The 25,798-nt window shown below is 50.3% G+C and carries 24 protein-coding genes, 1 pseudogene and 1 riboswitch; of the genes and pseudogenes, 9 read left to right on the top strand and 16 right to left on the bottom strand.

Features of this window, described 5'->3' with window-relative positions:
- Positions 1–94 precede the first annotated feature (94 nt).
- Positions 95–376, top strand: coding sequence for a CD3324 family protein (locus BJP58_RS07115; RefSeq protein WP_006211013.1), 282 nt, complete (start codon positions 95–97; stop codon positions 374–376).
- Between the two features lie 143 nt (positions 377–519).
- Here the strand turns inward: BJP58_RS07115 and BJP58_RS07120 are convergent, their stop codons facing one another.
- From BJP58_RS07120 to BJP58_RS07130, 3 genes are all read right to left on the bottom strand, one after another.
- Positions 520–1,056 carry a hypothetical protein gene (locus BJP58_RS07120; RefSeq protein WP_194543383.1) on the bottom strand — a complete coding sequence of 179 codons (537 nt, stop codon included), beginning with the start codon at positions 1,054–1,056 and terminating at the stop codon, positions 520–522.
- A gap of 20 nt (positions 1,057–1,076) precedes the next feature.
- Positions 1,077–2,573: an amidase family protein gene (locus BJP58_RS07125; RefSeq protein WP_194543384.1), complete on the bottom strand. Its 1,497-nt coding sequence runs from the start codon at positions 2,571–2,573 to the stop codon at positions 1,077–1,079.
- A gap of 292 nt (positions 2,574–2,865) precedes the next feature.
- Entirely contained in the window at positions 2,866–3,279 is a 414-nt protein-coding gene (locus BJP58_RS07130; protein WP_194543385.1) for a DUF4183 domain-containing protein, read from the bottom strand.
- Positions 3,280–3,723: 444 nt separating this feature from the next.
- Between BJP58_RS07130 and BJP58_RS07135 the strand changes: the two genes are divergently transcribed.
- The 4 genes and pseudogenes from BJP58_RS07135 to BJP58_RS33565 all read left to right on the top strand — a co-directional run bounded on the left by BJP58_RS07135 (position 3,724) and on the right by BJP58_RS33565 (position 6,911).
- Positions 3,724–4,275 (top strand): DUF4183 domain-containing protein, encoded by a 552-nt coding sequence (locus BJP58_RS07135; protein ID WP_194543386.1) that lies wholly within the window; start codon positions 3,724–3,726, stop codon positions 4,273–4,275.
- A 257-nt stretch (positions 4,276–4,532) separates the two neighbouring features.
- A protein-coding gene (locus BJP58_RS07140) for an IS3 family transposase (RefSeq protein WP_194543387.1) occupies positions 4,533–5,890 on the top strand; the annotation gives its coding sequence in 2 pieces (ribosomal slippage) (positions 4,533–4,986 and positions 4,986–5,890; 1,359 coding nt in all).
- 179 nt (positions 5,891–6,069) lie between these two features.
- A pseudogene (locus tag BJP58_RS07145) lies at positions 6,070–6,564 on the top strand (Uma2 family endonuclease); the annotation flags it as partial.
- Complete coding sequence (locus tag BJP58_RS33565) at positions 6,561–6,911, top strand: ketopantoate reductase family protein (protein WP_233354998.1); 351 nt, start codon at positions 6,561–6,563, stop codon at positions 6,909–6,911. The pseudogene BJP58_RS07145 and the gene BJP58_RS33565, both read left to right, overlap by 4 nt.
- Positions 6,912–7,323: 412 nt before the next feature.
- Here the strand turns inward: BJP58_RS33565 and sstT are convergent, their stop codons facing one another.
- On the bottom strand, positions 7,324–8,553 hold the full coding sequence (gene sstT, locus BJP58_RS07155; protein WP_194543388.1) for a serine/threonine transporter SstT: 1,230 nt from the start codon (positions 8,551–8,553) through the stop codon (positions 7,324–7,326).
- Positions 8,554–8,950: 397 nt separating this feature from the next.
- On the opposite strand from sstT, the gene BJP58_RS07160 reads away from it, so the two are divergent.
- Positions 8,951–9,262 (top strand): YbjQ family protein, encoded by a 312-nt coding sequence (locus BJP58_RS07160; RefSeq protein ID WP_194543389.1) that lies wholly within the window; start codon positions 8,951–8,953, stop codon positions 9,260–9,262.
- Positions 9,263–9,479: 217 nt separating this feature from the next.
- Here the strand turns inward: BJP58_RS07160 and BJP58_RS07165 are convergent, their stop codons facing one another.
- The 5 genes from BJP58_RS07165 to BJP58_RS07185 form a co-directional block, all read right to left on the bottom strand.
- Positions 9,480–10,637: an SGNH/GDSL hydrolase family protein gene (locus tag BJP58_RS07165; RefSeq protein WP_194543390.1), complete on the bottom strand. Its 1,158-nt coding sequence runs from the start codon at positions 10,635–10,637 to the stop codon at positions 9,480–9,482.
- 310 nt (positions 10,638–10,947) lie between these two features.
- Positions 10,948–11,376: an L-fucose mutarotase gene (gene fucU, locus BJP58_RS07170; protein ID WP_194543391.1), complete on the bottom strand. Its 429-nt coding sequence runs from the start codon at positions 11,374–11,376 to the stop codon at positions 10,948–10,950.
- An 81-nt stretch (positions 11,377–11,457) separates the two neighbouring features.
- Positions 11,458–12,969 (bottom strand): rhamnulokinase, encoded by a 1,512-nt coding sequence (locus BJP58_RS07175; RefSeq protein WP_194543392.1) that lies wholly within the window; start codon positions 12,967–12,969, stop codon positions 11,458–11,460.
- 71 nt (positions 12,970–13,040) lie between these two features.
- On the bottom strand, positions 13,041–13,700 hold the full coding sequence (locus tag BJP58_RS07180) for a class II aldolase/adducin family protein (protein WP_071220327.1): 660 nt from the start codon (positions 13,698–13,700) through the stop codon (positions 13,041–13,043).
- A 24-nt stretch (positions 13,701–13,724) separates the two neighbouring features.
- The gene (locus BJP58_RS07185) at positions 13,725–15,518 is read right to left on the bottom strand and encodes an L-fucose isomerase (protein WP_194543393.1); all 1,794 of its coding nucleotides are present in this window, start codon (positions 15,516–15,518) and stop codon (positions 13,725–13,727) included.
- A 204-nt stretch (positions 15,519–15,722) separates the two neighbouring features.
- Here BJP58_RS07185 and BJP58_RS07190 point away from each other — a divergent pair, with 204 nt between their 5' ends.
- Positions 15,723–16,580 carry an AraC family transcriptional regulator gene (locus BJP58_RS07190; RefSeq protein ID WP_194543394.1) on the top strand — a complete coding sequence of 286 codons (858 nt, stop codon included), beginning with the start codon at positions 15,723–15,725 and terminating at the stop codon, positions 16,578–16,580.
- Positions 16,581–16,674: 94 nt separating this feature from the next.
- On the opposite strand, the gene BJP58_RS07195 is transcribed toward BJP58_RS07190, so the two are convergent.
- Positions 16,675–17,064 carry a 2Fe-2S iron-sulfur cluster-binding protein gene (locus BJP58_RS07195; protein ID WP_194543395.1) on the bottom strand — a complete coding sequence of 130 codons (390 nt, stop codon included), beginning with the start codon at positions 17,062–17,064 and terminating at the stop codon, positions 16,675–16,677.
- Between the two features lie 228 nt (positions 17,065–17,292).
- Here BJP58_RS07195 and BJP58_RS07200 point away from each other — a divergent pair, with 228 nt between their 5' ends.
- Positions 17,293–18,567, top strand: a complete 1,275-nt coding sequence (locus BJP58_RS07200) for a stalk domain-containing protein (protein WP_194543396.1) — start codon at positions 17,293–17,295, stop codon at positions 18,565–18,567.
- A gap of 224 nt (positions 18,568–18,791) precedes the next feature.
- Here the strand turns inward: BJP58_RS07200 and BJP58_RS07205 are convergent, their stop codons facing one another.
- A complete protein-coding gene (locus BJP58_RS07205; RefSeq protein WP_113058838.1) occupies positions 18,792–19,268 on the bottom strand; it encodes a C40 family peptidase in 477 nt (158 codons plus the stop codon).
- A 3-nt stretch (positions 19,269–19,271) separates the two neighbouring features.
- Positions 19,272–19,402, bottom strand: a riboswitch (cyclic di-AMP (ydaO/yuaA leader).
- A gap of 259 nt (positions 19,403–19,661) precedes the next feature.
- On the opposite strand from BJP58_RS07205, the gene BJP58_RS07210 reads away from it, so the two are divergent.
- Positions 19,662–20,189 (top strand): hypothetical protein, encoded by a 528-nt coding sequence (locus BJP58_RS07210; RefSeq protein WP_113058837.1) that lies wholly within the window; start codon positions 19,662–19,664, stop codon positions 20,187–20,189.
- 394 nt (positions 20,190–20,583) lie between these two features.
- Here BJP58_RS07210 and BJP58_RS07215 read toward each other — a convergent pair whose 3' ends face one another.
- From BJP58_RS07215 to BJP58_RS07235, 5 genes are read right to left on the bottom strand one after another with little or no spacing between them, the layout of a single operon-like run.
- A complete protein-coding gene (locus BJP58_RS07215) occupies positions 20,584–21,537 on the bottom strand; it encodes an ROK family protein (RefSeq protein WP_194543397.1) in 954 nt (317 codons plus the stop codon).
- A 35-nt stretch (positions 21,538–21,572) separates the two neighbouring features.
- Positions 21,573–22,259 (bottom strand): copper homeostasis protein CutC, encoded by a 687-nt coding sequence (locus BJP58_RS07220; RefSeq protein WP_194544861.1) that lies wholly within the window; start codon positions 22,257–22,259, stop codon positions 21,573–21,575.
- 29 nt (positions 22,260–22,288) lie between these two features.
- The gene (locus BJP58_RS07225) at positions 22,289–23,749 is read right to left on the bottom strand and encodes a leucyl aminopeptidase family protein (protein ID WP_194543398.1); all 1,461 of its coding nucleotides are present in this window, start codon (positions 23,747–23,749) and stop codon (positions 22,289–22,291) included.
- 46 nt (positions 23,750–23,795) lie between these two features.
- Positions 23,796–24,785, bottom strand: a complete 990-nt coding sequence (locus BJP58_RS07230; protein WP_194543399.1) for an ABC transporter ATP-binding protein — start codon at positions 24,783–24,785, stop codon at positions 23,796–23,798.
- Positions 24,782–25,786: an ABC transporter ATP-binding protein gene (locus tag BJP58_RS07235; protein WP_194543400.1), complete on the bottom strand. Its 1,005-nt coding sequence runs from the start codon at positions 25,784–25,786 to the stop codon at positions 24,782–24,784. The genes BJP58_RS07230 and BJP58_RS07235 overlap by 4 nt, the downstream gene beginning before the upstream one ends.
- Between the last annotated feature and the right edge of the window lie 12 nt (positions 25,787–25,798).

Consider the following 25,798-nt stretch of genomic DNA (forward strand, 5'->3'; position numbering starts at 1 on the left):
AATATCACGAAAGGAGGAGGGCAAGCATGATCAATACAATTGTTTTGAAACTCAGCGATAGCTTAAATATGTATACAGAAAGAGGAGGGCATCGATGGGCCATTACAAAAACGGAAGAGAAGTGCTTCCCCCCGAGCTGCTGCAGCAAATTCAACAGTATATAGATGGAGAATTACTCTACATACCGAAACAGAGCGAGCAAAGAGCCGGCTGGGGAGAGTTAAGCGGTTCCAAACAACGCATCGAAAGTCGAAATAAAGAAATGTATCGCGCTTATTGCAAAGGACGGTCCATTGAGGAATTGGAACGGACCTACTTCCTGTCTGGAGAAAGCGTGCGCAAGATCATAAGTAAACTTACCCGCGTAGGGACCTGAATCGATGAGATTTAACGGTCTGCTCACGGATTAACATAGGACTGTTCCCTTGGGGCGCAGTCCTTTCCATTTTATATGAACGATACTGCATAACAGAAAATGCCCGACTGCAGGCGAATCTACAGTCGGGCATTTGTTATACCCTAACGATTTTCCGGCTTCTCCCCTGCGACATCCCAACGATGGCGAAATTTCTCCAATCGCGGGTGCAGATACGGCGGCTCCGACAAGAGGATTAGCCTCAGCTTCACAATCCATTCTTCGAAGGAGGAAAAGGAGGCAAACGCATTTGCCATCTCAGGTGTCAGAACAAGAAAATGGGGACTTCCGTATTTCTCTGCCAGATGACGAAGCGCGGTATCGATCGGCGTGTATTTTTTTCGTTTCGACTCGAAGGGTTCAATCACAACCGATGCTCCTGCATGATCTTCGATCCATTCCTGAAGCTGTTTCTCCCGTTTGTAATAAGGGCTGACCGGTTCCTTGAACATCCGCTTCGCTGTCTCTTCATGCAGCGGATACAACACCAATTTTACAAATGACCGTTCTTCTAAAATGGCAGCGGCCTGCTCCAAATCCTCCTGAACCTGCTCGAAGAGGTCGTAGAATATTAAGGTTCCTTTGGTTGTCGGCTTTGGGGGCTCGTAACCGTAAGGAACATACTCCAAATTGCGCGGCATGATGGAACTTCACCTCTCTTTTACTCTGATGACGGGGATGAAAGTCTCGGTGGTACGCGATGCTGGGTAGCCTGCTCAAAGCCGTAGGCTAATTGGATCAGGACGGGCTCGCTATATGCCGTCCCGATGAACGTAATGCCCTGTGGCCCCTTCGTAATATATCCTCCCGGCGCAATGACGCCATTCTCGGCATAGCCGCCGGGAACGGTTACCGATGGATACCCTGCCCGGGCAGCCAAATCCGGTCCATATTCATTACCCAGAAACAGCAGGGCGTCCAGCTGATACGCCTGCAAAACATGGTCAATCCCTCTCGCTCCCGCCATTTCTTTATTCTTCTGCTTGCTCTTAAGATACTCTGTTTCGGTCAGCGTGCCGCTCGTTTCCTCGGCCCAGATCAATGTGCCCTGTCCATATTTCAAGGCAATCTCAGCGTGTGCCTCATTATAAGCGATAACCTCGGCCAACGAATGAACAGGCAGAGACGCATCTACGTTCGCCAAATAATCATTGACATATTTTTTGAACTCATAGCGAAGGACATTGGCGTCCCACTTGGTATCCTGGCAAGGCAGCTCCACCGGATCAATTATGGTAGCTCCTTGATTCCGCAGCACTTCAATGGCGGATTCTACAATATCTAGTCTATCCCGATCCAAGTGCTTATAGTAGTATCGGGGAATCCCGATTCGTGCTTTCTTCAAATACCTCGAATCCAGATACTCCGTGTAGTCCTCCACCCTTTTTTGAGGATCGATCTGGGTCACTTCGTCCAGATCATCAGCTCCCGCGATCGCGCTAAGCAGAATCGCTGCATCTTCCACCGTTCTGGTCATTGGACCTGCCGTATCCTGTGTGTGAGTGATAGGGATGATACCTGAACGGCTTACCAGTCCAATCGTCGGCTTAATGCCAACCAGGCTGTTCTGGCTGGAAGGACTGATAATCGAACCTGATGTTTCCGTCCCGATGGCCGCTGCGGCCAAATTCGCCGCCACCGCAGCACCGGAGCCTGAGCTTGAACCTCCAACAAACATTTCCCCTGGACCGTATGGGTTTAATGTAAGTCCGTTTCTTGATGAATATCCTGCCCACATGGTCGGGGACATAAAGTTCGCCCATTCGGTCATGTTGCTCTTGCCCAAAATAACAGCACCCGCCTTACGCAGCTTCGCAGCAACAAAGGAATCTTTGGTGGCAAACGAATCCGCAAGGGTGATGGAGCCGGCACTCGTATGCAGCCGATCCCCGGTGTCGATATTGTCCTTAAGCAGGATGGGAATCCCATGAAGCAATCCTCTTGCACCCTGGTCCTTGCGCTCCCGATCCAGCTCCTCGGCAATTTGCAGCGCTTCAGGATTTACCTCAAGAACCGAGTGGAGAATTCCATCGTATAACCCGATCCGCTCCAAATATAATTGAACCAGGTCTACTGAAGTCATCCAACCCTCAGTCATCGCATGCTGCATATCCGAAATGGTTGCTTCCACAATCCATGCTTTTTTATCCATGATCATATATAGTCCCCCAGACTTATCTTTCTGAACTTGCGGTAGATGGTGGGGATTAATGTTTCATATTTTAGCCTCCAAACGTTTCAGGTTCCTATATGTAATTCGGGATATAGGAACAAAATCCCTCTTATTGGCATAAACCCGCTCGGCACCTGAATGGCTCATTTCTCCTGATTCTGTTTGCACTCATCTAATCGCCAACAAAAACGCAAAAGCAGATCAAGAATGACCTCTTGATCCGCTCTTTAAATGAAAAAGATTGCCCTAATCTTATTGATCAGGGCAACCCCTTTCCTTAACTGATGATCGTAATGACCGGAGCCGATATTGTCGGCTGTGTCGTGATCGCAGAAGCTGTGTTCGTAAAACTAGCGATTTCTAGTAAAACAGGTATCCCCGCCGGAACATCCGTCGTATCGAGTACCAAGCTGGCGGTTGTTAATGTCGACAAGGCAAGTTGTTGAAGCATGCCGTTTATATACACATTAAAGTATTCTGAACCTGTCAACGCGGGGAATGCTGTCACGGCTGCTTCGGCATCATCGACAAAACTCGTTGCCGGCATGGTAATGGAGTCTGCTCCGATCATAGCTTCGGTAATCAGCGCAAAGTAACGGGTTACCGTTGGCGTTACCGTTGTGGTGATCGTTCCCCCGGTTGCAACGGGGGGCGTTGCGACAGCAGTAATAATAGGTTTGATAACTGGCATGTAATCACTCCTCTCTGCAGCAAGATAACAAAAAGTATGGCTGAGCCATAATATCATTAAATGATAGATTTCTAGTTTTGACCCTGGCATCCTCCCAATTATAGTAAAAACTTAACAGAAAACTACCAACGTACCGGTCAATATATCATTAAAGAAAGGACAAATGTCCATTCCACTCCCCTTCCGATGACATAATCTAAATACATACATTCATCCGGGGCGGTGATAAGACTGAAAACTCCCGTGATTAAACGGAAGCGGTATCCAATAATAAAATCCCCTAGGCATCACAGACGCAGAAACCTCAAGAAGCGCCAATGTAAACGTGTCGTATCACCTAGCAATAGAAAAAGGTTCCGACCGCGCAAGACCAGATCCGATTATCCGGCCATCATCCCATCTGAATGGTCACAACGGGTAAGGAGCTCAGAGGGATTACAGGGATTGCCTGGTCAGCCAGGCAATCCGGGGCTCCAAGGTGATCAAGGCATTCAAGGGCCTCCAGGCGTGCCAGGTCTTCCGGGCTCCGACGGAGCATCCGGCATTCCGGGTCAGACGGGCGTCCAAGGGCTGCCAGGTATTCAAGGCATTCCCGGTGAGCAAGGCATCCCAGGCCCTCAAGGTCCTCCGGGCCCTCCCGGGCCCCCTGGTCCACAGGGCATCCAAGGATTACCGGGAAGCGTGATAGTGCCGGAGATCATTGTACTGCCAACCACGCTTCGTTATTTTTATGTATTGATGTCCGAGGTTAATCTGGATGCTCCCTTCGCCATATCTGCCCAGCAATTTACGGATGATGACGGAAATCCATTTCAGAGCATCGAGGTCGGTCCGAACACCACCTCAACGGTTTATATCAACGGCATGATTCAGGAAGGCCGAATATATACCCTCACGCCGGACGCTCTAACCCTGTATTCCCCCGGCGATGTGCTCCTGGCCGGCACCCCGATCTTGCTGGAGGTTTTATATCTCACCGTTCAGGTGGTGCCTTGAACGGTGAGCAAAGAACCTTGCTATTCGCTGCGGCGGGTAGCAAGGTTCACGAAAAAGACATCTGCCGCAAGGGAGATGTCTCTTTCTCAGCATCTTAATCTTCGGACCGGCTCATGCCAAGCATCTTAATGTTTGCACCTCAACAAGCAACAGATTCTGCGGTGATTTAATGAAGTGTTTGAGTAATCAAAACCACCCGTATTGAACTGCACCCCAATTGTTAGACACCATCTAACATTGGAGGTGCAGTTTTTTCTATGGCTAATTTTAGTTCGGACGAAAAATTACAAGCAGTTATGCGTTATCAAAATGGATCAGAAAGCATGAAATCGATTGCGAAATCACTAGGACTCCATCATACTGTCCTTTTACATTGGATTAGACAATATGAGCATCATGGTGAAGAAGTCTTTAAAAAGCGCTATACACCGTATTCTGTACAGGATAAACTAGACGTACTTCATTATATAAAAGAACATGGGACGTCTATTAGAGAGGCAGCTGCAGTATTTAATATTGCGAGTCATAGTACCATTCTAAGCTGGCAAAGAAGCTTAGAGTTACATGGAATAGATGCCCTACAACCAAAGAAAAAGGGGCGTTCATCCATGAAAAAGGATCCAAAACAACTGAATGATCAAAAGTCTGTAAAGGGGTCGGTAGAGGCTTTACAGAAAGAGATAGAACTTTTGCGTATGGAGAATGCTTATTTAAAAAAGTTGAATACCTTAGTTCAAAACAAGGAAAAATCACCAAACAAGACAAAGCGCAAGTAGTCTATGAACTAAGGAACGAATTTTCGGTGAAAGCACTCCTCCAGCTCGCAGATATCCCACGTAGCACGTATTACTACTGGGTGAATACATTCGGTATGCCGGACAAAGATTCTGAGTTAAAGGACGTTATTCAAGCGATTTATGAGGAGCATCAGGGGCGTTATGGTTATCGCCGTATTCGAGACGAGTTAATGAATCGCGGTCACCATGTGAATCACAAAAAGGTGCAGCGTTTGATGAACGTGTTGGGATTGAAGTGTCTAGTACGCATGAAGAAATATCGTTCATATAAAGGTTTGGTTGGCAAGATTGCATCAAACATTCTAGAGCGTAACTTCTCCGCTGAAAAGCCAAATGAGAAGTGGGTAACGGATATAACAGAGATTAAATTATTTGGAGAAAAACTGTACTTATCCCCCGTGTTAGATCTTTTTAATGGGGAGATTATTACGTATACGATCGGTTCAAGACCCGTCTATTCCCTTGTTTCAACCATGCTAGATCAAGCATTCGATCGACTAACGGATGAAGATACTCTTCTGATTCATTCTGACCAAGGCTGGCATTACCAGATGAAACAGTATCGTCATGCCCTCGAACAACGCGGTGTTAAGCAAAGTATGTCCCGTAAAGGTAACTGTTACGACAACGCGGTCATTGAGAACTTTTTTGGAATCATAAAATCTGAGTTTCTATATATTAATGAATTTGAAAGTATTGAGCAGTTTAAACAAGAACTTTCTACATATATCGATTATTACAATCACAAGCGAATTAAAGCAAAACTAAAAGGCATGAGTCCGGTACAGTACCGAACTCATGCCCAACAAATTGCCTAATAAAATAATATGTCTAACTTTATGGGGTCAGTTCATATAACGGGTGGTTTACTCTGCGGCTGAAAGCCTTTGTTGCTGGCCAGCCCTAAAAGGGCATTGAATGGTTCGCTAACTGCACTACTTTTTCGGCTACCCCTAAGGGGTCTATTTCTTCTTTCGATTAAGCATCGGAACAGCGATACGAGCTGATCGACGGCGTCGTGTACAACTTGGCCTCCCCTTCGTACAAGCACCAGCATGCGGTACATGAACTGATTGGCACATTTTACAACTGGTTTAAGGGGAAATCCTGCATACCGCTAACTTCTCCATTCGATATTACTTTGAAGAAGGAGGAGGACAATATCTGTGTTGTGCAGCCGGATCTGGTTGTCATTTGTGATAAAGATCAAATCGATGAGAAGGGAAAATACAAGGGTACACCAGACCTAGCCATCGAGGTGCTGTCCCCGTCCTCGCGAAGCAAGGATATGATCCCAAAGCTTGATCTATACCGGCAATGCGGGGTGAAAGAGTATTGGATCGTCGATCCGATGAAAGCTCAAGTCACGGTGTATTCCTTCTTGGACGGCGAGATCGCCGATGTGAGCTATTACGCTCAAGGCCGTGACCCTTTTGCGGAATCCCCACTGTATCCGGGTTTGCAAGTTTCAACGCAAGACCTGTTCGTGTGAGAGTAGACCCTGCGAACAGCCGCCCCTCACAAGGAGCTGGCGTACTGGGCAGTTATCTGGCGCATGTGCTGGTGCGGGGGGGTAATGACGTCACCGCGCTGGCACGAGGCAGGCGGACCGAGGAGCTGGAGAGAGACGGAATCGTCATCCGTCATCATATACAGCGAAAAACAACGGTGGATCGAACGCATGTGATTGAATCGCTGGCGGAGAATGATACCTATGATCTCATTTTTGTAGCGATGAAATATACCGATTTCCCGGCAATCCTGCCGATTTTGGCAAAGAACCGCAGCCGCAATATCCTACTGGTGGGCAATAATACGGATGCAGATCAGATGGAATAATACCTTCAAGCGCATAACGACACGCCCAAGCATATCGCCTTCGGATTCCAAGTAAGTGCCGGACAACGTTAGGAAGACCGAATGGTTGCTGTACGCTTGGCTAAAGAACCATATCATCCCGATAGTAGGGCTCAATATGGCCACCCGCATTCATGGTGGACAGATGAATAAGGTCGCTCGCGACACCAAGCGAACATTCCCACTCCCTGCTTCAGCAGTTGCTAAAGGACAAGTCGGGGACGATGTAAGCACTACAAAAGGAGGCTGTTCCATAAGGACAGCCTCCCGGGCTGTTCTGCGGTGGGCAGAATGCAGCGGAGGTGGAGAGCAGCTTGTTGCCGGAAGAATGAAACCGAAGTGCAGTTGATGGACGGATGCAGCAGATCAATTCATTATCGTAAACTTGCTAAAGCTAAGCATTCGCGATTGTAGGGTTGCCTTCTTTGCGCTGCTTCGCTCGCTCTTCTGTCGCTGTAAACAGTACATCAGAGGAAGAGTTGAGCGCCGTCTCGCAAGAATCCTGCAACACACCGATGATAAAGCCCACGCCCACGACCTGCATGGCAATATCATTGGAGATGCCGAACAGGCTGCACGCCAGAGGGATAATGAGAAGCGACCCGCCGGCCACGCCTGAGGCGCCTACGGCCGACACAGCGGATACTACGCTGAGAATAAGCGCCGTTCCGAAATCCACCTGAACCCCAAGCGTATGCACAGCCGCCAGCGTCAAGACCGAGATGGTCACTGCCGCTCCCGACATATTGATGGTAGCCCCGAGCGGAATGGATACGGAGTACGTATCCGGGTTGAGCTTTAACTTTTCACATAAGCGCATATTAATCGGAATGTTGGCAGCCGAGCTGCGGGTGAAGAACGCCGTAATACCGCTTTCTCTCAAGCAGGTAAACACCAGCGGATACGGATTCTCGCGCAGCCTTGCATAGACGATGAGCGGGTTAACGACAAGCGCTACCAACAGCATGCATCCGATCAGCACGAGCAGCAGCCTTCCGTAATCCAGCAGGCTTTCAAGCCCGTTGGTTGTAATGGAATCAAACACCAGGCCCATGATCCCGAACGGCGCAAACTGGATCACCCATTTTACGATTTGGGATATAGCATCCGCACCGCTTGTGAGCAGGCTTTTGGTGCCCTCCTTGGCATTACGCAAAGCGATGCCCAGCAGGATCGCCCAAGCGAGAATACCGATATAGTTGGCGTTCATCAATGCATTGACCGGATTATCCACCACATTAAACAACAGGGTCTTGAGAACTTCAACAATGCCCTCCGGCGGAGTCAGGTCTGTTGAGCTTGTGACCAGTGACAGGCTTGCCGGGAATATGAAGCTGGCGATAACCGCCACCAACCCTGCGAGAAATGTGCTTATGGCATACAGGACAAGAATGGACTTCATATTCGTCTTGCAGCCTTTTTGATGGTTAGAGATGGCCGACATGACCAGCAATAGTACCAGTACGGGTGCAACCGCTTTTAATGCGGATACGAATAAAGAGCCGAACAGGCTGATCCCCGTCGCACCGGGAACGATCAGCGCCAGAATAACCCCCACGATAATCCCGGCTAATATCCGCTTTACCAGGCTCACTCGGTTCCACTTGAGCATCAATTCTTTCATATTATTCCTCCGAATCTATAAAATTTCACTAAGCACCGCCTCGACGCTGTAATGAACTATAGCGTTAGTTTATCACGTAAAGGGTCTGTTGTGTTAGACTGGAAATATATGTGTACCTGACAATAAATTCTACTACAACTCATCGGAATCCGTCTATCCGTGCAACCAATCTCTCTGTGTCGCGTAATAAGAGGGAACACACACCGGAAAAGGCTGAGCCGACATTCTTCCTGAAGCCATGCCCATGCTATCCCAATCATAGGGCGCACTTCACTTAGCGGTCAATGGACTGGTACCGTCCTCCGACATGGTCGTTCCCTTAACTCGACTTTTTTATTCCGAATGTGGTTACACTTGAATCAAGATCATAAAAATTATATGAAAGAAGGAAAATGGTATGATAATTACAACTACATCCATCATTGAAGGCTACCCGGTTAAAAGATACATCGGCGTTGTGACCGGCGAAGTGATTATGGGCGCTAACGTAGTTAGGGACTTTCTGGCTTCCATTACCGATATTGTCGGCGGACGCTCGGGTGCCTATGAGAACAAGCTGCAGGAAGCAAGGGACGCGGCGTTTGTCGAGATGGAGGATAAGGCCTCGCGTATGGGGGCCAACGCGATTATAGCGGTAGATATTGATTATGAAGTTATCCGTGAAGGAATGCTGATGGTAGCCGTCAGCGGAACAGCAGTCGTCGTATAACATAGGACCTACAGCGTATTCATAAACAAACATCGTCATGCACCAGCCAGCTCTGCCCGATCAACAAATTCCGGGTTGAGCTGGCTTTTTCATCGGTATCAAAAATGTCCATTCGAACGCGCTCGCAGGTTCCCAGCTTTTACCCGGCGTCACCGGATTGGGGAAACAGCCGTTGCCCGCTCCGTTATTGACCGGAGCGGTTTTAATTATAAATTTATTAATTCATCCGCTGGGCCTCATACCACTTCAGGAAAGCTTCAGCCACCGCTGCTCCCGCCAGACCGTTCGGATGCGGATCATCGGAATTGCTCATATACTTCGGCTGAATCCGATGCTCCTCCGGAGCCGGACAGGACAGAACCGCCGCGATATCAAATACGGCATCCACACCTTCAGGAGGACGGGTTCGAATCGCTTCATTAACGGTGCGCCATACCTCTTCTCTGTCTCCGGTAAAATTGAATGGAGGCACGGTGAAGAGAAGGATCCGCGCTCCCGTTCCGTCCTCCCTCTGCTTTAGCCGCCTTACTATGGTGGATAAATCATTGAGCAGCTCCCTGGAGCTTCTTGCCCCGATATCGATGTCGTTAACACCGAGCACAAGCGCAACAACATCCCCTTCGGCCGCCTTTGCGAGCCAAGGGCCGTCTGCCGAGGCGTCATAGGCTCTAGCCCAGCCGGAACCGATATTCCATACACTGTAGTCTGTTCCGAGGCCATCCGCTATGCGAGATACCCAGTATTCATACTCGTCTTGGGCCGTTCTTACACCTTGAGTAATCGAGTCTCCCAGGAAGACCATCCGCTGCTGAACCGTTCGGGCATACCCTATAAATGCAGGCATGACCAAGCGGCTCACTGCCGGCACGAACGCTGCTCCCAACTCGTCATCCGCCTTATTCCCTTCAGCTTCATAAGCCGTTACAAGCAGCCCCTCCGTATTGTATGGCACCGTTTTCCCTGAAGAAAGCGTCGTTATGGTCCACGTGAACGCCAGTTCATGTCCATCGGGCAGTTCGACCAGTACCGGATCGCTCCAGAACGTCTCGCCGGGAGCCACCGCCTTACCGGATTTCCCGTCAAACGTAATCTGCACGCTCGTTCCAGGTACAACCTGCCCATCCCGTCCCGTGCCCCCATCGGCAGCATAAGCCGCTTCAATACGCCACGCTCCCCCCGGCATGCTCCCTTTTGCCACCGAGCCGACATCCCAAGTAGAATCGACCGAGTTGCTATGCCAAAATCTCAGCTTTAGCTGCCCGGACTCTCTCGGTTTGATATAGGTACGATAGGTACAGGTAATTACATTGTCTTGCTCCATAACATAATTGGTTGCCGTTGATACAACCGATAGAGATACGTATTTTCCTCTCACAATGTCTCACCTTCATTTTTATGATGTTATGTACTTGCCAGAATCATCTTGGCGTCTTTCTTTCTCGCTCTGCTCCAGCGTTGCCCGTTCTCCTCCAAATTCGACTTGATCATCCAAAAGGCCGACATTCTTCCGCCAGCTACTGTTATCTGGGCTAATGCTCATTGTAGATCAATCCGGCAGAGTTGTGTTCATTTTTTACGCATGATGATGATAATCACTTGGACAATTATTTGCTTTAGCTTTTGGTTGGATTAGTAGAAAAAAAGACCGCCGCAGCGATCTCTTCTTTAACATTGCACCAGTTAGTCTAAACGACTACACCCTTTTTAAGGATAATATTTGCGTACAGCGCTTTTTCGCCTGTCGACACGACGACATAAGCATTCTTCGCCCGCTCATAGAACGAGAATCGCTCTACCTCATCAAATTGGACGGGAACGGCATGAAACTGCTTTACGATCTCACGGTATTCATTCCAGATCGGAGTTGCTACGGTATCCCCCGGCGTCACAGCCATCAGCGCTACCGGGGACTCAACATACGTATCGAGCGGAAATAACGGCAATATCGCGTTTAATAACGCAGGAATTCCGTGTCCGTCTGCCCGGACCAACCGCTGGGCATGACTGGCTGCCGGAAAATTGGCATCGCCGAGCACAATTTCATCCGCGTGCCCCATCTCCATCAGAATCTTCAGCAGCTCAGGCGAGAGCACATGTGATATGCCTTTTAGCATGATATGACATCCTTCTCTATCGAATTTAGATGTAAGGCTTGGAATATTAGGAGACCGCCATTCTCTATGAATCCCTTAAACTTACTGTTGTACCTGCTGTTGTTCGACAATGGACTTATAATGCTGGAATGCTGCCTCCCAATCCTCGTTGGACTCAGGCCCGTACCAGGCAAGCGGAAAAGACCGCTTGACGAGTTCCACTCCCTCTTCCCGATTGCGCAATGTGCCATTCGCCACAAATTGAACCAGCATGTTCCCGATGGCACTTGCCTCAATCGGTCCGGCCCACACTGTTCGGCCCATGGCATTGGCCGTATAACGGCACAACAACTCGTTTTGAATGCCGCCGCCAACCATATGAAGCCCATCGTAGTGGTGCCCTGTCAGAACCTCCATTCGCTCAAGCACTTCCCGGTATCTCATAGCCAAGCTCTGCAGTATGCACTGGACATACTCTCCGGTGCTATGAGGAATGGGCTGCCCTGTCTCCCGGCAATAATCCCGGATTTCAGCCGGCATATCCGCCGGATTCATGAAGCGCAGGTCATCCGGGTTTATGAAGCTGCGGAACGATTCCGCGTCCTGAGCAAGTTCGACCAGCTCTGCAAATGAATACGTCAATCCTTGATTCTCCCATTGACGCTTGCACTCCTGAAGAATCCAAAGGCCCATGATATTCTTCAGTAATTGAAAGGTTTGATAGGCTCCACCCTCATTGGAGAAGTCTTCCTCCAGCACGTCCGTATGGACAAGCGGCTCCGGAAGCTCGGTTCCTAGAAGCGACCAGGTACCGCATACTAGATAGGCAAATCGGGAGGTGTTCGCAGGAACGGCTACCACGGCGGATTCCGTATCATGCGATGCCACGGCAATCGCTTTAATCGCCGGAACGCCCAGCTCTTGCGCCACGGCATCCTGCAGCCTTCCAATCACGGTTCCCGGCTGTACGGGTTCAATGAACAGGGATGCGGAAAGCCCCAGCTCCTCCATTAAGGGTTCATTCCACTTGCCTTCTGTAACATGATAGAGCTGAGTCGTGGTGGCCATAGTGAACTCGCACGCCTGGACCCCCGTCAGATAATAGTTCAGTAGATCCGGAGTGAGTAGGAACTTATCTGCAATATCAAGCATCGGAGATTTTGACTTTAGCATCGCATTTAACTGGAAAATCGTGTTAAACGGCATGAATTGCAGACCGCTTTCTTGAAACAGTCGTTCTCTCCCGACCTGCTCGCAGGTTTCCTCCACCATGCCTTCCGTCCGCAGATCCCGGTAATGATAAGGAACTCCGATGAGCTCCCCGTTACGGTCAATCAGTCCATAATCGACGCCCCATGAATCGATGCCATAGCTGACCGGTTGATAGCCGGCTTGGAACGCTTTGCGAATGCCATGCTTAACCTCCTGCAGCAGCATCGGGAAATTCCAGTGCAAATGCTGTCCCATCTGGACGGGTATATTGGCAAAGCGGTGAATCTCGGTAATCTTCAGCATGCCGGGCGATTCATGATCAGAAGAGGTGATCTCGCCCAGCAGCGCCCGGCCGCTGCTGGCCCCCAAGTCAAACGCAAGCACCGCGGATGAATTGCTCATAAGCCGCATCCTTTCTCACCTTAGTACTTTACCGATCCGAGTTTGAACAACCGGATCTGACCCACAATCTTTTATTTCATCTTCTGCAGGAGCTGAATACGATAATCTTCGCTCTCCAGCGCAGCGATATCATCCACTTCCTGATCTGTCAGCGGCACCGGTGTGCCGGCAGCCTTGGCGCTCAGATAAATTTTGGCGCTCTCTTCAACTACCTGGGTTCGGTAATACGCTTCACGCAGATTCCGGCCGGTTGTAACCAGTCCATGGTTACCGAGCAGGATGGAACTGGCCGTCGTTACTTTCTCCGCGACGGCATCTGCCAGCAAATCTGTCGTAGGAATGATGTAAGGGATGTATGCCGTACGTCCAACCAATGCCGCCTGGTCCGGAAACATCACCGGCAGCTCCCTCTCAACCAACGTAAAGGCAATGCAGTGGGATGGATGTGTATGCACCATCGCCCCGATATCGGGGTTGCTCCGGTATCCATACAGGTGCATCAGCACTTCGGACGAAGGCCGTAATCCTATATCGGTAATATCGCCGGTCGGGATATCGACTTCGATCCATTGCTCCGGTTCAATCTCCTCCAGCGCAAAACCGCTCGGGGACAAATACATTTTGTCCCCGGCTCTCGCGCTGATGTTTCCTCCCGGTCCTACAACGAGTCCGCTGTCGACGATTTTTTTGGCATACTTGCAGAGTTCATTTCTCGTTTCCATGTTCAGCATGTTCTCCTACTCCTCTCGTTAACCTTATTTATATAGAGGACCGAAGTTCTGACAAGCGCGGAAGTCTGCGCTCTCCGGATCGGTCGTTCCGAACATTCCCCATGCACGTGGGCGGAACACCTCTTCGGCTGGCACATTATGCATGTTGACCGGAATGCGCAGGACCGAGGCCAGGGTAATGAGATCCGCTCCGATATGTCCGTAACTGATTACGCCATGGTTAGCGCCCCACTGGTTCATGACCTCATAAACGCTTGAGAACGCACCCTGTCCCGTAAGGTTCGGCACAAACCAGGTCGTTGGCCATGTCGGGTCTGTACGCTTATCGAGCGTGTCGTGTACCTCCGCCGGCAGATCCACAGAATAGCCTTCGGCAATTTGCAGCACGGGACCAAGACCTTTTACCAGGTTAAGACGGAACATCGTCATCGGCATGCCGCCGCGCGTCAGGTAGTCGGTCGAGTAACCGCCGCCCCGGAAATACTCCAAGTTAGCCGGTCTCCACTGCGTGGCCTTCAGCGTGCGTTCAACCTCTTCCTCCGTGATCTCCCAGAACGGCTTCATAGCCGGTTTGCCATCTATCTCCTGCTCGCCCGTTCCATCCAATGCAGCCGAGCCGGAATTGATCAGATGCAGGATGCCATTCTCTGCTTTTCCTTCAAGCTTATAGCCGGTAACCCGTTCTACCGAAGCCGGACTCCAGTAAGTACGCACATCCGCGAAAATCTGTGCCGTATTGGTTAACAGGTATCCGAACAGCATGCCGACTCCGTTCAGGCTGTCATTCTCGGTTGCCACGATATACGGCGAACGCCTGCCGTTCCAATCGAAGGAGGAGTTGAGGATGGTCTCCAGGAAATCACCGTTAGGGGAATGATCCGTCCACTGCCGCTGACCTTGGAATCCGGAAGCGATAGCGCTGTGACCCTGAGCCTCTTCTTCAAAGCCAAGCTCCTTCAGGCGCGGATTACCGATCATCAAATCGCGGGTGATCAGCGTCATTTTGACGACGGTTTCCCACTCCAGATCCTTGCGCTCCCGACTGTTCTGGAGATGATCCGGATTGTTATCCGGTCCTTCCGTACAATTCTCCTTCACCCAAGCAAGCGCCTGTTCATATTCTTCAGGATCATAGATGCCTTCTTCCAAGCGGCGCGTAAACTCGCTCATATCTACATATTCGTTCCGCATGCCCAGATACTCCTGGAAGAAGCTGTCGTCCACGATCGAGCCGGCGATGCCCATCGACACCGAGCCCATGGACAAATACGATTGTCCGCGCATGTACGCTGCAGCCAAGCCGCTCCGTGCAAAACGCAGAAGCTTCTCTTGAACGTCGTCCGGAATACGGGTATCCCCTTCATCCTGAACGTCTTCGCCATAGATGCCGAATGCAGGAAGCCCCTTCTGGGCATGGGCCGACAGTACCGCGGCCAGGTAAACCGCGCCTGGACGTCCTGTTCCGTTAAAGCCCCATACCGCCTTCGGACGCGAAGGATCGACATCCATCGTCTCGGTGCCGTAACACCAGCAAGGCGTAACGGTTATGGTTAGGCCGACTTCGGCATTTTTGAATTTTTTGGCGGCTGCAGTTGCTTCAGCCACTCCGCCAATGCACGTATCCGCAATGACGCATTCAACTGGCTCGCCGTTCGGATATTTGAGCTCCTTCGTCAACATCTCGGCGACGGCCTTGGCCAGATTCATGGTCTGTTCCTCGAGTGATTCGCGAACTCCTCTCCGTCTTCCATCTATCGTAGGGCGAATCCCGATTCTCGGAAAACCGTCCCGCCATCTGTAATCGTTTTCAATTGTCATGTATGTCACGCCTCCCTATAAGGATTATGACATCATTGTAAGATGATTCGGTGCAAGAGATAACCCACTATTTTGTTATATCGGCTCCTAATTTCAGCAAGACAGTGAACCATCCCGATTAGCAGATGTAAACGATTTCCGCACTGAAAGGGCGTTTTGCATTATAATAGGTAGAGGATGTTGCTTTCCAGGAGGGACAAGACCGTGCCAAAGATCGAAATCTCGCATAGCAAAAGCGATCACTTCCGCTTCATCAAAAATCCGCAGCTGCTCTTTGCCGGGCAGGTCGTGGACGAGGACTTCTTTTATGGACCGCCACAAATTCATGATTTCTGCGAGATCATCTATGTTGTAGAAGGACGCGGAGAATTCACGATTGCAGGAAAAATATACGAACTCCACAAGGGCGATGTCGCGATTTATAACCCCGGCATTCCTCACGAGGAGAGATCCATCACGGACGGACCCTTCAAGGTGATCTACTGCGGCGTGGATTCGCTTCACATTGAAGGGGTTCCCCAGGGGATGCTGCTCCCGGCCTATGTGGAGCCAGTCATATCCTGTGAGAAATACGCCTATAAAGTGGAAAGCTATCTTTCCGAGATCCTCCGTGAATGCGATTCGCAGGTGCTGGGGTATGAAACGTTGAGCACCAACTTGCTGATGTCATTGATTACCGTCATCTATCGCATTGTGGACGTTAAACACCAATTCCAGTCCTTGAAGGGCAAGAACGAAATCGCACTGCGGACCAAACACTTTATCGACACTAACTATACCCAGAGCATCAGTCTCAAGGACATTGCCGATACGATGTATGTTAGTCAGCATTATTTATCCCATCTGTTCAAAAAAGAAGTCGGCGATTCCCCCTTCAATTACTTGATATCCCGCCGAATTGAAGAGGCCAAGCGCCTGCTGGCGGATTCCGAAATGCCGGTACATGAGGTTGCTTCCCAAGTCGGTTACGGCAATGATAAGTACTTCTCGATGTTATTCAAAAAAATTACCGGTCAAACGCCGAGCTCGTTCCGGGAACAGAGCAAAATGGGGATTGAGTAAAGGATTGCAGTATTATCTTTCCAGCAAAGCAGGCAGCCGTTGTGGTACGGCTGCCTGCTTTTTAAATATGAACGGCAATCTGCCTTCAATGTCTTCAAAAGTATGGGGCATGCTTGATTTTGATGGGACCGACCGCTTCGATCTTGCTCTGGCATCCCAGTCGATAGCCTTCTTCGATTTCTTCTGGATCGAGGCGCCGCTCTTCGGCCAAATTGGGCTCGGACAAATACTCGATTCCCTCCACCACCATGCAGCGGCAGCGCGCACAAGTTCCTCTTTTGCAAAAAGAGTTCCAGTCCACCTCATTCCGCTCGGCCAGATCAAGCACCGTCATGCCAAGAACAGGCGCCACGCTGCGGCGAACCTCGCGGCCTGCAAGCTCAATGATCGGATCCGGTACGACTTCCATTATCTCTTCTGCTGGAGGGATCGAGGCTTTGTCTCCGCTATCCCCGCCCTTTTTCTTCTTCCAGAATTTAAACACCCGTATTATCCCCCTATGCATGTCATCATCAGGTTATGTATCAAATCCTTCATTTATTATACTGGAAAGTTTAAAAAATCAATATGCTTACTCATATCTATTCTATGACATTGACATCATGGAATTGGAACTCTATGAAAATTTTGCTATACTAGCGTATGCTAGACCCAATTCCATATTCTATGAAATCATTCTATTATTTTAATGGATCGGAGGAAATACATAAGCATGCTGCACAAACAAATAGGAAAAACAGCTGTTGCTGCCGTTCTTGCCTTATCCCTGCTCGGCACCACCCCCCATGTTAGCCAGGTACATGCAGAGCCTGCCATATCGGTAAAGCTGGATGACGTTACGCTAACCTTCGATGCGGCTCCGCGGGTTGACAAAGGGGTCACCTACGTTCCATTCCGGACGGTTGGAGAAGCACTGGGCATTCAAATCACATGGAATAGCAAGACGCAAACCGTGAAGGCCATTGGCAGCGTGAAAGGCCAATCGACTGAAGTATTACTTCAAGTGGGGAGCACGAACGCAACCGTCAATGGAAAAAAAGTGAAGCTTGCAGCTCCGACGGTGGAGCGGGAAGGCCGTGTGATGATCCCGCTCAGCTCGTTCAGCAGCCAATTCGGCGTTGATGTCGGCTGGAACCAGGCGACTCGTACAGTCTCCCTCGTATCGCCACAGCGCGACATGCATTTGAGAGCTTTCTATGCATTACAATCTTTCCAAGAACGGGATCTTGTGGGATCCATGAATTCAGTTGCCTTTGGCTGGAGCCGCATCGATCGCGAGGGTCAGTTCACGCTTCAAGGGGATGAGTACCGCCTCCCCGCTGCGGCTGGCGACGTTACGCCGCAATCGATTGTAGCAGATGCTGCAAATCAGAATATTAAACCATATCTCATGGTTTATGCCTTGGATGGGAACGGCGAGTTAACCAAGGTCCTAAGCGATAGCAACCTGCGCCAAAAGTCTATTGAAGGCATTACATCCGCGGTAGCGGAGAACGGATTCGGCGGTGTTGTGCTTGACTTTGAAGGGCTCGGATTTAAACTGGATGCCGTGAAGCAGCAGAAGCTGCTCAATGATTACGTCAAGCAATTGAAAGCCGCATTGCCGAATGACGTTGCCCTGTCTTTAGCCGTGCCGCCATTGAACAGCGCCTATAAAGGTTATGATTACAAGACACTGGCCTCTATCGCTGATGACCTGATTGTTATGGCCTATCAGTATAATCCGGTTGGAACCAAATCTCAGGTTCCCGAACCGAACAGTCTGGTGGACCAAGCGATCCAGCTGGCACTCCAAGCAGGCGTACCTAAGCAGAAGCTCCTGCTTGGCATCAGTTTAAGCAGCGAAACCGCCACTTCCGTGGACGATAAACTCGGCTTGGCCAAACGTTATGACCTGAAGGGAGCCGCCTTCTGGCGTCTGGGCTTGTTCCGTCTCTATAATAATGGAATGGAAGCTGCCGTGAATGCCTCTGTTGTTAAGGAGTAACCGAACACCCCCTTGTGGGATGATAGACTTATAGTAACAAAAACGTCTATCGACGTACTTTCGCAGATGACAGACAGTTAGTAGAAGTTTTTCTTGCGATATCAGGAAGTCACAAGCTTCGATGTTTATACTCTCTGATATCTAAAAAAAGAAAGCCTGACAAGGTCATCCCTTTGTCAGGCTTTCTGATTATGTATCGTACTCTAAATGGCTGCGTAATCCAACTAGCTTGCGCTTCCTACCAGCTTTGCATAGTTTTCTTGACTCAAAACACGACGTGCCGTGACATAACGCGGCTCGTAATAGGAATCGCTAAGCTTGCTGATTCTGACTCCCTTGCTGCTGGAAGCATGTGCAAATTGTCCGTCACCAATGTAAACGCCTGCATGAGAAATTCCGCTACCGCTCGTATTGAAGAATACCAAATCTCCAACCCGCAGATCTTGGCGATCCACATGTTCACCGGCTTGAGCCTGGCTTTGGGAAGTGCGCGGAAGATCAATATCGAAATTTCTAAACATGTACAGTATAAATCCGGAGCAATCAAACCCGCTGGTAGTCGTTCCGCCCCATTTGTATGGAGTTCCTACCAATTGCTTCACTTGATACTGAAAATTCGGTTGTTGATCAGCAAATGCTGAAACGGCACCAGAAGAAAAAATAATTGCAGACCCTAGCAAAGTGATGACAAACTTCTTCAAAATATGTTCTCTCCTTCGATGCCTACGGAGTTAGCTAAGGGTTCGGTTGAAGGTTCCCTATACTCTCTATACAAGAGTAATTCACCCAAGACGGTTCCCCCGTTTTCACAAACGAAATTCGGCAAAATTCATTAACGTTTTGTAACCTTCTCTTAATATAGTATACAAGCAAGGATGCTGTCAATGATATCCTAAAAATCTATCGTTTTATGTTTGGAGCTGTCGTAAAGATGAAGAATTTCGGCAGGAGATTGGTTAACCGTCTCACTCAGTCATGACAATTATGTAACTCTGTTCTCCTTTCCGCGCTGCTTTTTTAATTAATCTAGCAACTTTTTACAAATCTATGCGTTTACATATCAGAAATGAAATTAAAGAGGTGATCCATCACTTATGAGTCAAATAACGATGGCAGAAGCACTAGCTGTTCGGGCAGCAATTAACCGTCTCATCAATCAGTTGATGTCGGAACGCTTGAACAACAGCAGCACGATTATTGAAAAAGGGGAGACGGCGGAATACCCTACGCGCAGCGTAGATGCCATTACGGAAGAAATCGAAGCGGCCGCGGCGGATTATAGGAAGCTGGATTTGCTGATGGCAATCTCCAATACCACGCAGACTATTCCCTGGAACGGCTCCGACATTACGATCATGGAAGCGATCGAGCTGGCCAAACAAATACGCAGCGATATCGGACAGCTTGCCCATCTCGGTTCCCGCAAGAAGCTGGAGCGCCAGAGCAGCCGTGGCAGCGGAGACGGTGCCATAACGCTGTTCAACGTCGCCTTATATGATCCAGAGGCTTATCAGGCGCTAGCCCGCAAGAAGGAACGCGAGGTAACCAAGCTCTCTTCGCTGATTGAGCATGCCAATCATACGTCTTTGATTACGTTTGACGCATCCAAGTACATGGAATAGCGACAGCCGCCGGCTCCAAGCCTGCAGGTCACCCCACGTGCGGGTTTGGAGCCGGCGGTTTCCGCCGGCGGGCGGGAAAGTGCGAGCAACCGTTTATTGTTTGTCGGATACAAACAAACCTAACCAGAAACCAAAAAAATCGACTCCAGCGCAAACGGATGACGGTTTACGGTTCACGCCTATCACTTGTTACTTGTTACGGACTTATGACGCAAATAAATGATCGCTCCGTTTCCCGCTCTCTCTATGAATAATTGGAAAGCCGCCCTTCTGAGGGCGGCTTTTGTTGATTTCTCTTTAGCTAGGTAACTGGATACTACGTCGTCATTCCGAGCGCTCTTTCTGGTATCTATTTATCATTGATCCTATTCGTATCATTCTCTTCAGGCCTATGCTACTGGAACAAAGCCGCAGCTCCAACCAGACCAACATCGTCCCGAAGTCCTGCAGGAACGATCTCGTACGTCCCTAAATAGGACGGCATGACCAGCTTATCCGTCATTTCCCGCAGCTGCGGGAACAACAGCTCACCTGCTCTGCTCACACCCCCGCCAATGACGATGCGATCGGGGTTAAAGCTGTGAATGACGTTAACCAGTCCAAGCGCCATGTAATAGATGGCACGATCAATGACCTCCATTGCAACGGGGTCTTGAAGACGTTTGGCCTCGAATACATGCTTGGCGTTCACTCCCGCATCAGCTGCCGCCAGTTCTGATATGACACTTGGCTGGGTAAGCATTCGCTGGGATGCTGCGAGTCCGATGGCTGTTCCAGAAGCAAATACCTCCCAACAGCCGTGGCTGCCGCAATTGCACTGCGGACCGCTGGGATCAATGATATGGTGTCCCAGTTCCCCAGCAAAGGAACTGCTGCCCAGGAACAGCTTCCCATCCAGCACGATGCCTGAGCCGATACCGGTGCTCAGCGTCACGTACACCATGTTCGTCGCCCCTCTTCCGGCACCTCTTACATACTCTCCCCATGCGGCTGCATTAGCATCATTCAGCACCTGAACCTCCGTATGCAGCTCACGTTCCATCCATGCTTTGAGGGGAACATTCGTCCATTGCGGCAGATTCGTCCCATGGATGACAATGCCCTCCCGGCTGTTAACCGTTCCCGGCGAAGCCATGCCAACCCCTCGGAGCGATTGGCCGCCCGAGACGCTGCGAATCATATTCGTAATTCTCGTAACCACTTCTTCGGCAGTACGCGCGCCTGCCGTCTCCATTTGCTCCCGGTTCAGCAGCTGTCCTTCGGAATCAAAGAGCGCTGCCGCGATCTTCGTACCCCCAAGGTCAACGCCAACCACAAATTCTTGCTGTTTATTCAATACGGTTTGCAATTTTTGTTCACCTGTTTCCGATAGGTTTGCTACTTCTAATGATGTAAGCTGTCAGCCAATGATCGCAGCTCAACCGGATCAATGGGCTTCAGCCCTGATCGGCCATACCGGACAGCGGAGCCGAAATGCACCTCGCTCACGCCGGTCTGGTCGATAAAATCATGTATGATTTCCCACTTCAGGCCATTGCCTGCCAATATTTTAAGCTCGCTTCCTGCCGTATGTTCTACCAGCTCCCGAATTCTCGGGATGGCTTGCGGTGCAGGCTGCGGCCCGCCAGACGTTAAGACGCGGGTAACCGACCGGTATTTCTGCAATGTACGAAGCCCTTCGAACTGATTCTCCAATTCATCAAAAGCCCGGTGGAACGTGACCTGCATATCCCCTGTCCATTCCAGCATTTTGACTAAGGAGACCTCGTCAATCTTTCCTTCCGGAGTCAGCATGCCGATTACTACGCCAGCTGCGCCTGCCTTGCGGATCGCCTTCACCTCCGCAATCATGGTAGCTATATCATGTTCGTTGTACACAAAGGATCTGCTATGAGGTCTGACCATGACATGAACAGGAATCTGAACGGCTTTCACAACCTCTTCTACAAGCCCGATTCCCGGCGTAAGTCCGCCTTCGGTGATCGCCGTGATCAATTCCAGGCGGTCCGCGCCATTCTGCTCTGCTGTGATGGCATCATCCACGCATGTTGCGATTATTTCAAGCAGCATCATCATCACTCCTTATTGAAGTTGATTCTTTATGCATGGGAAAACTGCTTCTCCACATAATCCGCGAGCAATCTCGCGCCATATCCAGTAGCCCCCGCTGCAGAATGAGGGAAATCCCGTTTATACTGGACCGTGCCCGCCATATCGATGTGAACCCATTCCATGGAATCCGCCACAAAATGACGGATAAACAGCGCAGCCGTTATAGCGCCAGCCAAAGTGGACGTACCGACATTTTTCAGATCGGCATAATCGCTTCTAAGCTCTGATTCGTACTCGTCCATCAGCGGCATAGGCCATACGCGCTCACCGTTACGCTCACCGAGCTCAACCAAATCGGCCGTAATCTGTGGGTCGCCCCAGATACCCGCAATCTCCAAGCCCAATGCCGCTCCGACATTACCGGTGAGGGTTGCGATATCAATCACTTTATCTGCGCCAAGATTCGCTGCATGCAGCAGCGCATCGGCAATGATCAATCTGCCCTCCCCATCCGTATTGGCGATCTGAACGCTTAAACCATTCGGATAATGAACGACGGAAGATGGTAGCATCGCATCCGGTCCCGATAAATTATCCGCAACGGCGATCAGCGCCGTTACGCGTACCGGAGCTTTTTGCGATACCAGAATATCCATGGCACCCACGACCGCTGCAGCGCCTCCCATATCCATACGAGCATCGCTGATGTCCCGGCCGATTTTAACGTTAATGCCGCCCATATCAAAGGTAACGCCTTTGCCGATGAGTACAATATGAGGGCTCTCCTTATCGGAACCCACCCCATTATAGGCAATCTCAATCATGGCAGGCTCATATTTGCTGCCGGCTCCCACGGCGATCAGACCGTTCATCTGCCGATCATGGAGCTCTTCTCCGCGATACACATGTAGCTGAACGGGTGCCTTCTTGAAACGGTCCTTAACAACCGCTACGAACGCTTCCGGATTTAACGTTTCCGGAGACTCATTCACCAGGTCTCGGGTGAACTGCGTCCCTTCGATCCGGATTATTGCCGTCTGTATAATGGCTTCCAGATCTTCACGGGAAAGCCCCTCCCAGTCTTCTAGTCGAAGATGAAGAGACAGGGATTGCAGATTGGCCGTGACCCCGCGATGCTTATTGAATTGATATAGTCCATACATCCAGCCTTCAACCCACGCCTGAAGTTCTTCCTCTATCGAAATCCGGGAAGATGCCCCGACGCCGCGGACTAAGGGGCGAATCAGCGCTGCGCTTGTTTTATTCTCCTTGAGCAATGCTCTCGCGGCTGATGCGCCTGTTCTGCGCACTTGCTCCAACGTCAGGTTTGAACGCTGCCCCATGCCGACAACGAGATCATCCGCTTCTTGATCGGAGCGGCCATAGAACCACGTCAGCGTCATGCGCTGCTTTCGAGATTCCGTTAAACGAAAATGAGACTCCGCCCCCTCATAAACCACATAAATCGAAGTATCTGCCAGGTGAGCTTCATCTATTGTGATGTTCATCGAGCCTTCCCTCCTCTATAAGAGAATCATCGCTGTTAAGCGTTTGTTAAGCGTTTTTCATGATTTCTTCGTCATATAAATGGCATGCCACCTGATGGCCCGGCTCAACCTCACGATATACCGGCGTAATCTGTTTGCACACTTCCATGCAGGAAGGACAGCGTGTATGGAAGCGGCAGCCTGTCGGAGGATTCACCGGACTAGGCAGATCACCCTTCAGAATGATCCGTTCCTTCTTCTGCTTCGGATCCGGAACGGGTACCGAGGATAGCAGCGCTTGAGTGTAAGGATGCAGCGGGCGATCATACAGCGTATCTTTGTCGGCGGTCTCCACGAGCGCTCCCAAATACATGACGCCGATCCGGTCGCTGATATGCTCAACCACGCTGAGATCATGGGAGATGAACAGATAAGTCAGGCCGTATTCCTCTTGAAGATCCTGCAGCAGGTTCAGCACCTGCGATTGGATGGAAACATCCAGCGCGGACACAGGCTCGTCGGCAACAATTAGATTTGGACGCACGGACAGCGCTCTGGCAATGCCGATCCGCTGCCGCTGACCGCCGCTGAACTCATGAGCAAAGCGTTCGGCATGAAAGCTGTTCAATCCGACCGTTTCCAGAAGCTCGCAGGCCAGTTTGTCCCGCTCTTTGGTGCTCAGCTTGGTATGAATCAGCAAGGGCTCCGCGACCAGCTCTTTGACCTTCATCCTTGGATTAAGAGAGGCGTATGGATCCTGAAATACCATCTGCATGTCTTTGCGCAGAGGGCGCATCTGATTCTCGTTGTATCCGCTAATATCCGTTCCGTTAAACAGCACCTCGCCGCTATTCGGCGTCAGCAGTCGGGTCACCAGGCGGCCTGTCGTCGATTTGCCGCAGCCGCTTTCGCCTACCAGACTGAAGGTCTCGCCCTTATGGATCGCGAAGGAGATTCCATCCACGGCACGAAGCTGCTTGGATGTGCCGAAGAATCCTTTTTTCACCGTGAATGATTTCTGCAAATTCTTTACTTCTAATAGAGGTGTTTCTTTCATGCGGTTTCTCCTCCCTTCGTGTGACCTTCCTGTGTCAGCCAGCAGCGGCTCTTACGATTTTCTTCATGTGCGACAGGGAGAAGCTCCGGCTCCTGGGAGAGGCACTGCTCCATTACGAACGGGCATCGCGGAGCAAACTTGCAGCCTTTCGGCATGTTCCGCAGATCCGGCACATTCCCTGGAATGGATTCCAAACGGCGTACCTTTTGTCTAAGCTTGGGCACTGAATGAATGAGCCCTTTGGTGTATGGATGCTGAGGATTCTCGAACAGTTCTTCAACCGTTGCCTCTTCCACGACTCTGCCTGCATACATGACAACCACCCGGTCGCACATTTCGGCCACGACGCCAAGGTCATGGGTAATGAGCAGCATGCCCATTTCCTGCTCGGTCTTGAGTCGGTTCATCAGATCCAGGATCTGAGCTTGAATCGTGACGTCAAGAGCCGTGGTCGGCTCATCGGCAATCAACAGCTTCGGATTGCAGGACATCGCCATCGCAATCATGACCCGCTGCCGCATGCCGCCGGACAATTGGTGTGGATAGTCATCCACGACCTCGTCCGCCCGCGGAATGCCGACAAGTTTGAGCGAGTCGATGGCATGCTGCCGCGCTTTCTTGCGGCTATAACCCAGGTGCAGCATGATGGATTCCTCCAGCTGTTTCCCGATACGAAGGACGGGATTCAGGGATGTCATTGGTTCCTGGAAGATCATGGCCAGCTCGTTACCCCGATAGCGGCGCATTTCTTTTTCCGACATTTGTACGAGATCCTTGCCCTCAAAACTTACCGAGCCCCCGGATATTCGGCCGGGCGTATCCTTAAGAAGTCTCATGATGGACAGGGAGGTCACGCTTTTGCCGCATCCGGATTCACCCACGAGTCCAAGCACTTCGCCTTTATTGATGTGAAAATCGACCCCTGCTACGGCAAGCACCGATGAGCCATCGCGTTTGAATTCGGTTTTGAGCCCCTTTACTTCAAGCAATGTTTGCGTCACGATCTATCCCCC

It is taken from the genome of Paenibacillus sp. JZ16 (assembly GCF_015326965.1).
In the GTDB taxonomy this organism is placed as follows: Bacteria; Bacillota; Bacilli; order Paenibacillales; family Paenibacillaceae; genus Paenibacillus_AQ.

Coding starts and splice junctions, on each gene's coding strand:
- BJP58_RS07115 (WP_006211013.1), top strand. CDS start 95: ATGGGCCATTACAAAAACGGAAGAGAAGTGCTTCCCCCCGAGCTGCTG.
- BJP58_RS07225 (WP_194543398.1), bottom strand. CDS start 23,749: ATGAACATCACAATAGATGAAGCTCACCTGGCAGATACTTCGATTTAT.
- BJP58_RS07210 (WP_113058837.1), top strand. CDS start 19,662: ATGAGTCAAATAACGATGGCAGAAGCACTAGCTGTTCGGGCAGCAATT.
- BJP58_RS07130 (WP_194543385.1), bottom strand. CDS start 3,279: ATGCCAGTTATCAAACCTATTATTACTGCTGTCGCAACGCCCCCCGTT.
- BJP58_RS07230 (WP_194543399.1), bottom strand. CDS start 24,785: ATGAAAGAAACACCTCTATTAGAAGTAAAGAATTTGCAGAAATCATTC.
- BJP58_RS07120 (WP_194543383.1), bottom strand. CDS start 1,056: ATGCCGCGCAATTTGGAGTATGTTCCTTACGGTTACGAGCCCCCAAAG.
- BJP58_RS07160 (WP_194543389.1), top strand. CDS start 8,951: ATGATAATTACAACTACATCCATCATTGAAGGCTACCCGGTTAAAAGA.
- sstT (WP_194543388.1), bottom strand. CDS start 8,553: ATGAAAGAATTGATGCTCAAGTGGAACCGAGTGAGCCTGGTAAAGCGG.
- BJP58_RS07200 (WP_194543396.1), top strand. CDS start 17,293: ATGCTGCACAAACAAATAGGAAAAACAGCTGTTGCTGCCGTTCTTGCC.
- BJP58_RS07180 (WP_071220327.1), bottom strand. CDS start 13,700: ATGCTGAACATGGAAACGAGAAATGAACTCTGCAAGTATGCCAAAAAA.
- BJP58_RS07175 (WP_194543392.1), bottom strand. CDS start 12,969: ATGAGCAATTCATCCGCGGTGCTTGCGTTTGACTTGGGGGCCAGCAGC.
- BJP58_RS07125 (WP_194543384.1), bottom strand. CDS start 2,573: ATGATCATGGATAAAAAAGCATGGATTGTGGAAGCAACCATTTCGGAT.
- BJP58_RS07185 (WP_194543393.1), bottom strand. CDS start 15,518: ATGACAATTGAAAACGATTACAGATGGCGGGACGGTTTTCCGAGAATC.
- fucU (WP_194543391.1), bottom strand. CDS start 11,376: ATGCTAAAAGGCATATCACATGTGCTCTCGCCTGAGCTGCTGAAGATT.
- BJP58_RS07220 (WP_194544861.1), bottom strand. CDS start 22,259: ATGCTGCTTGAAATAATCGCAACATGCGTGGATGATGCCATCACAGCA.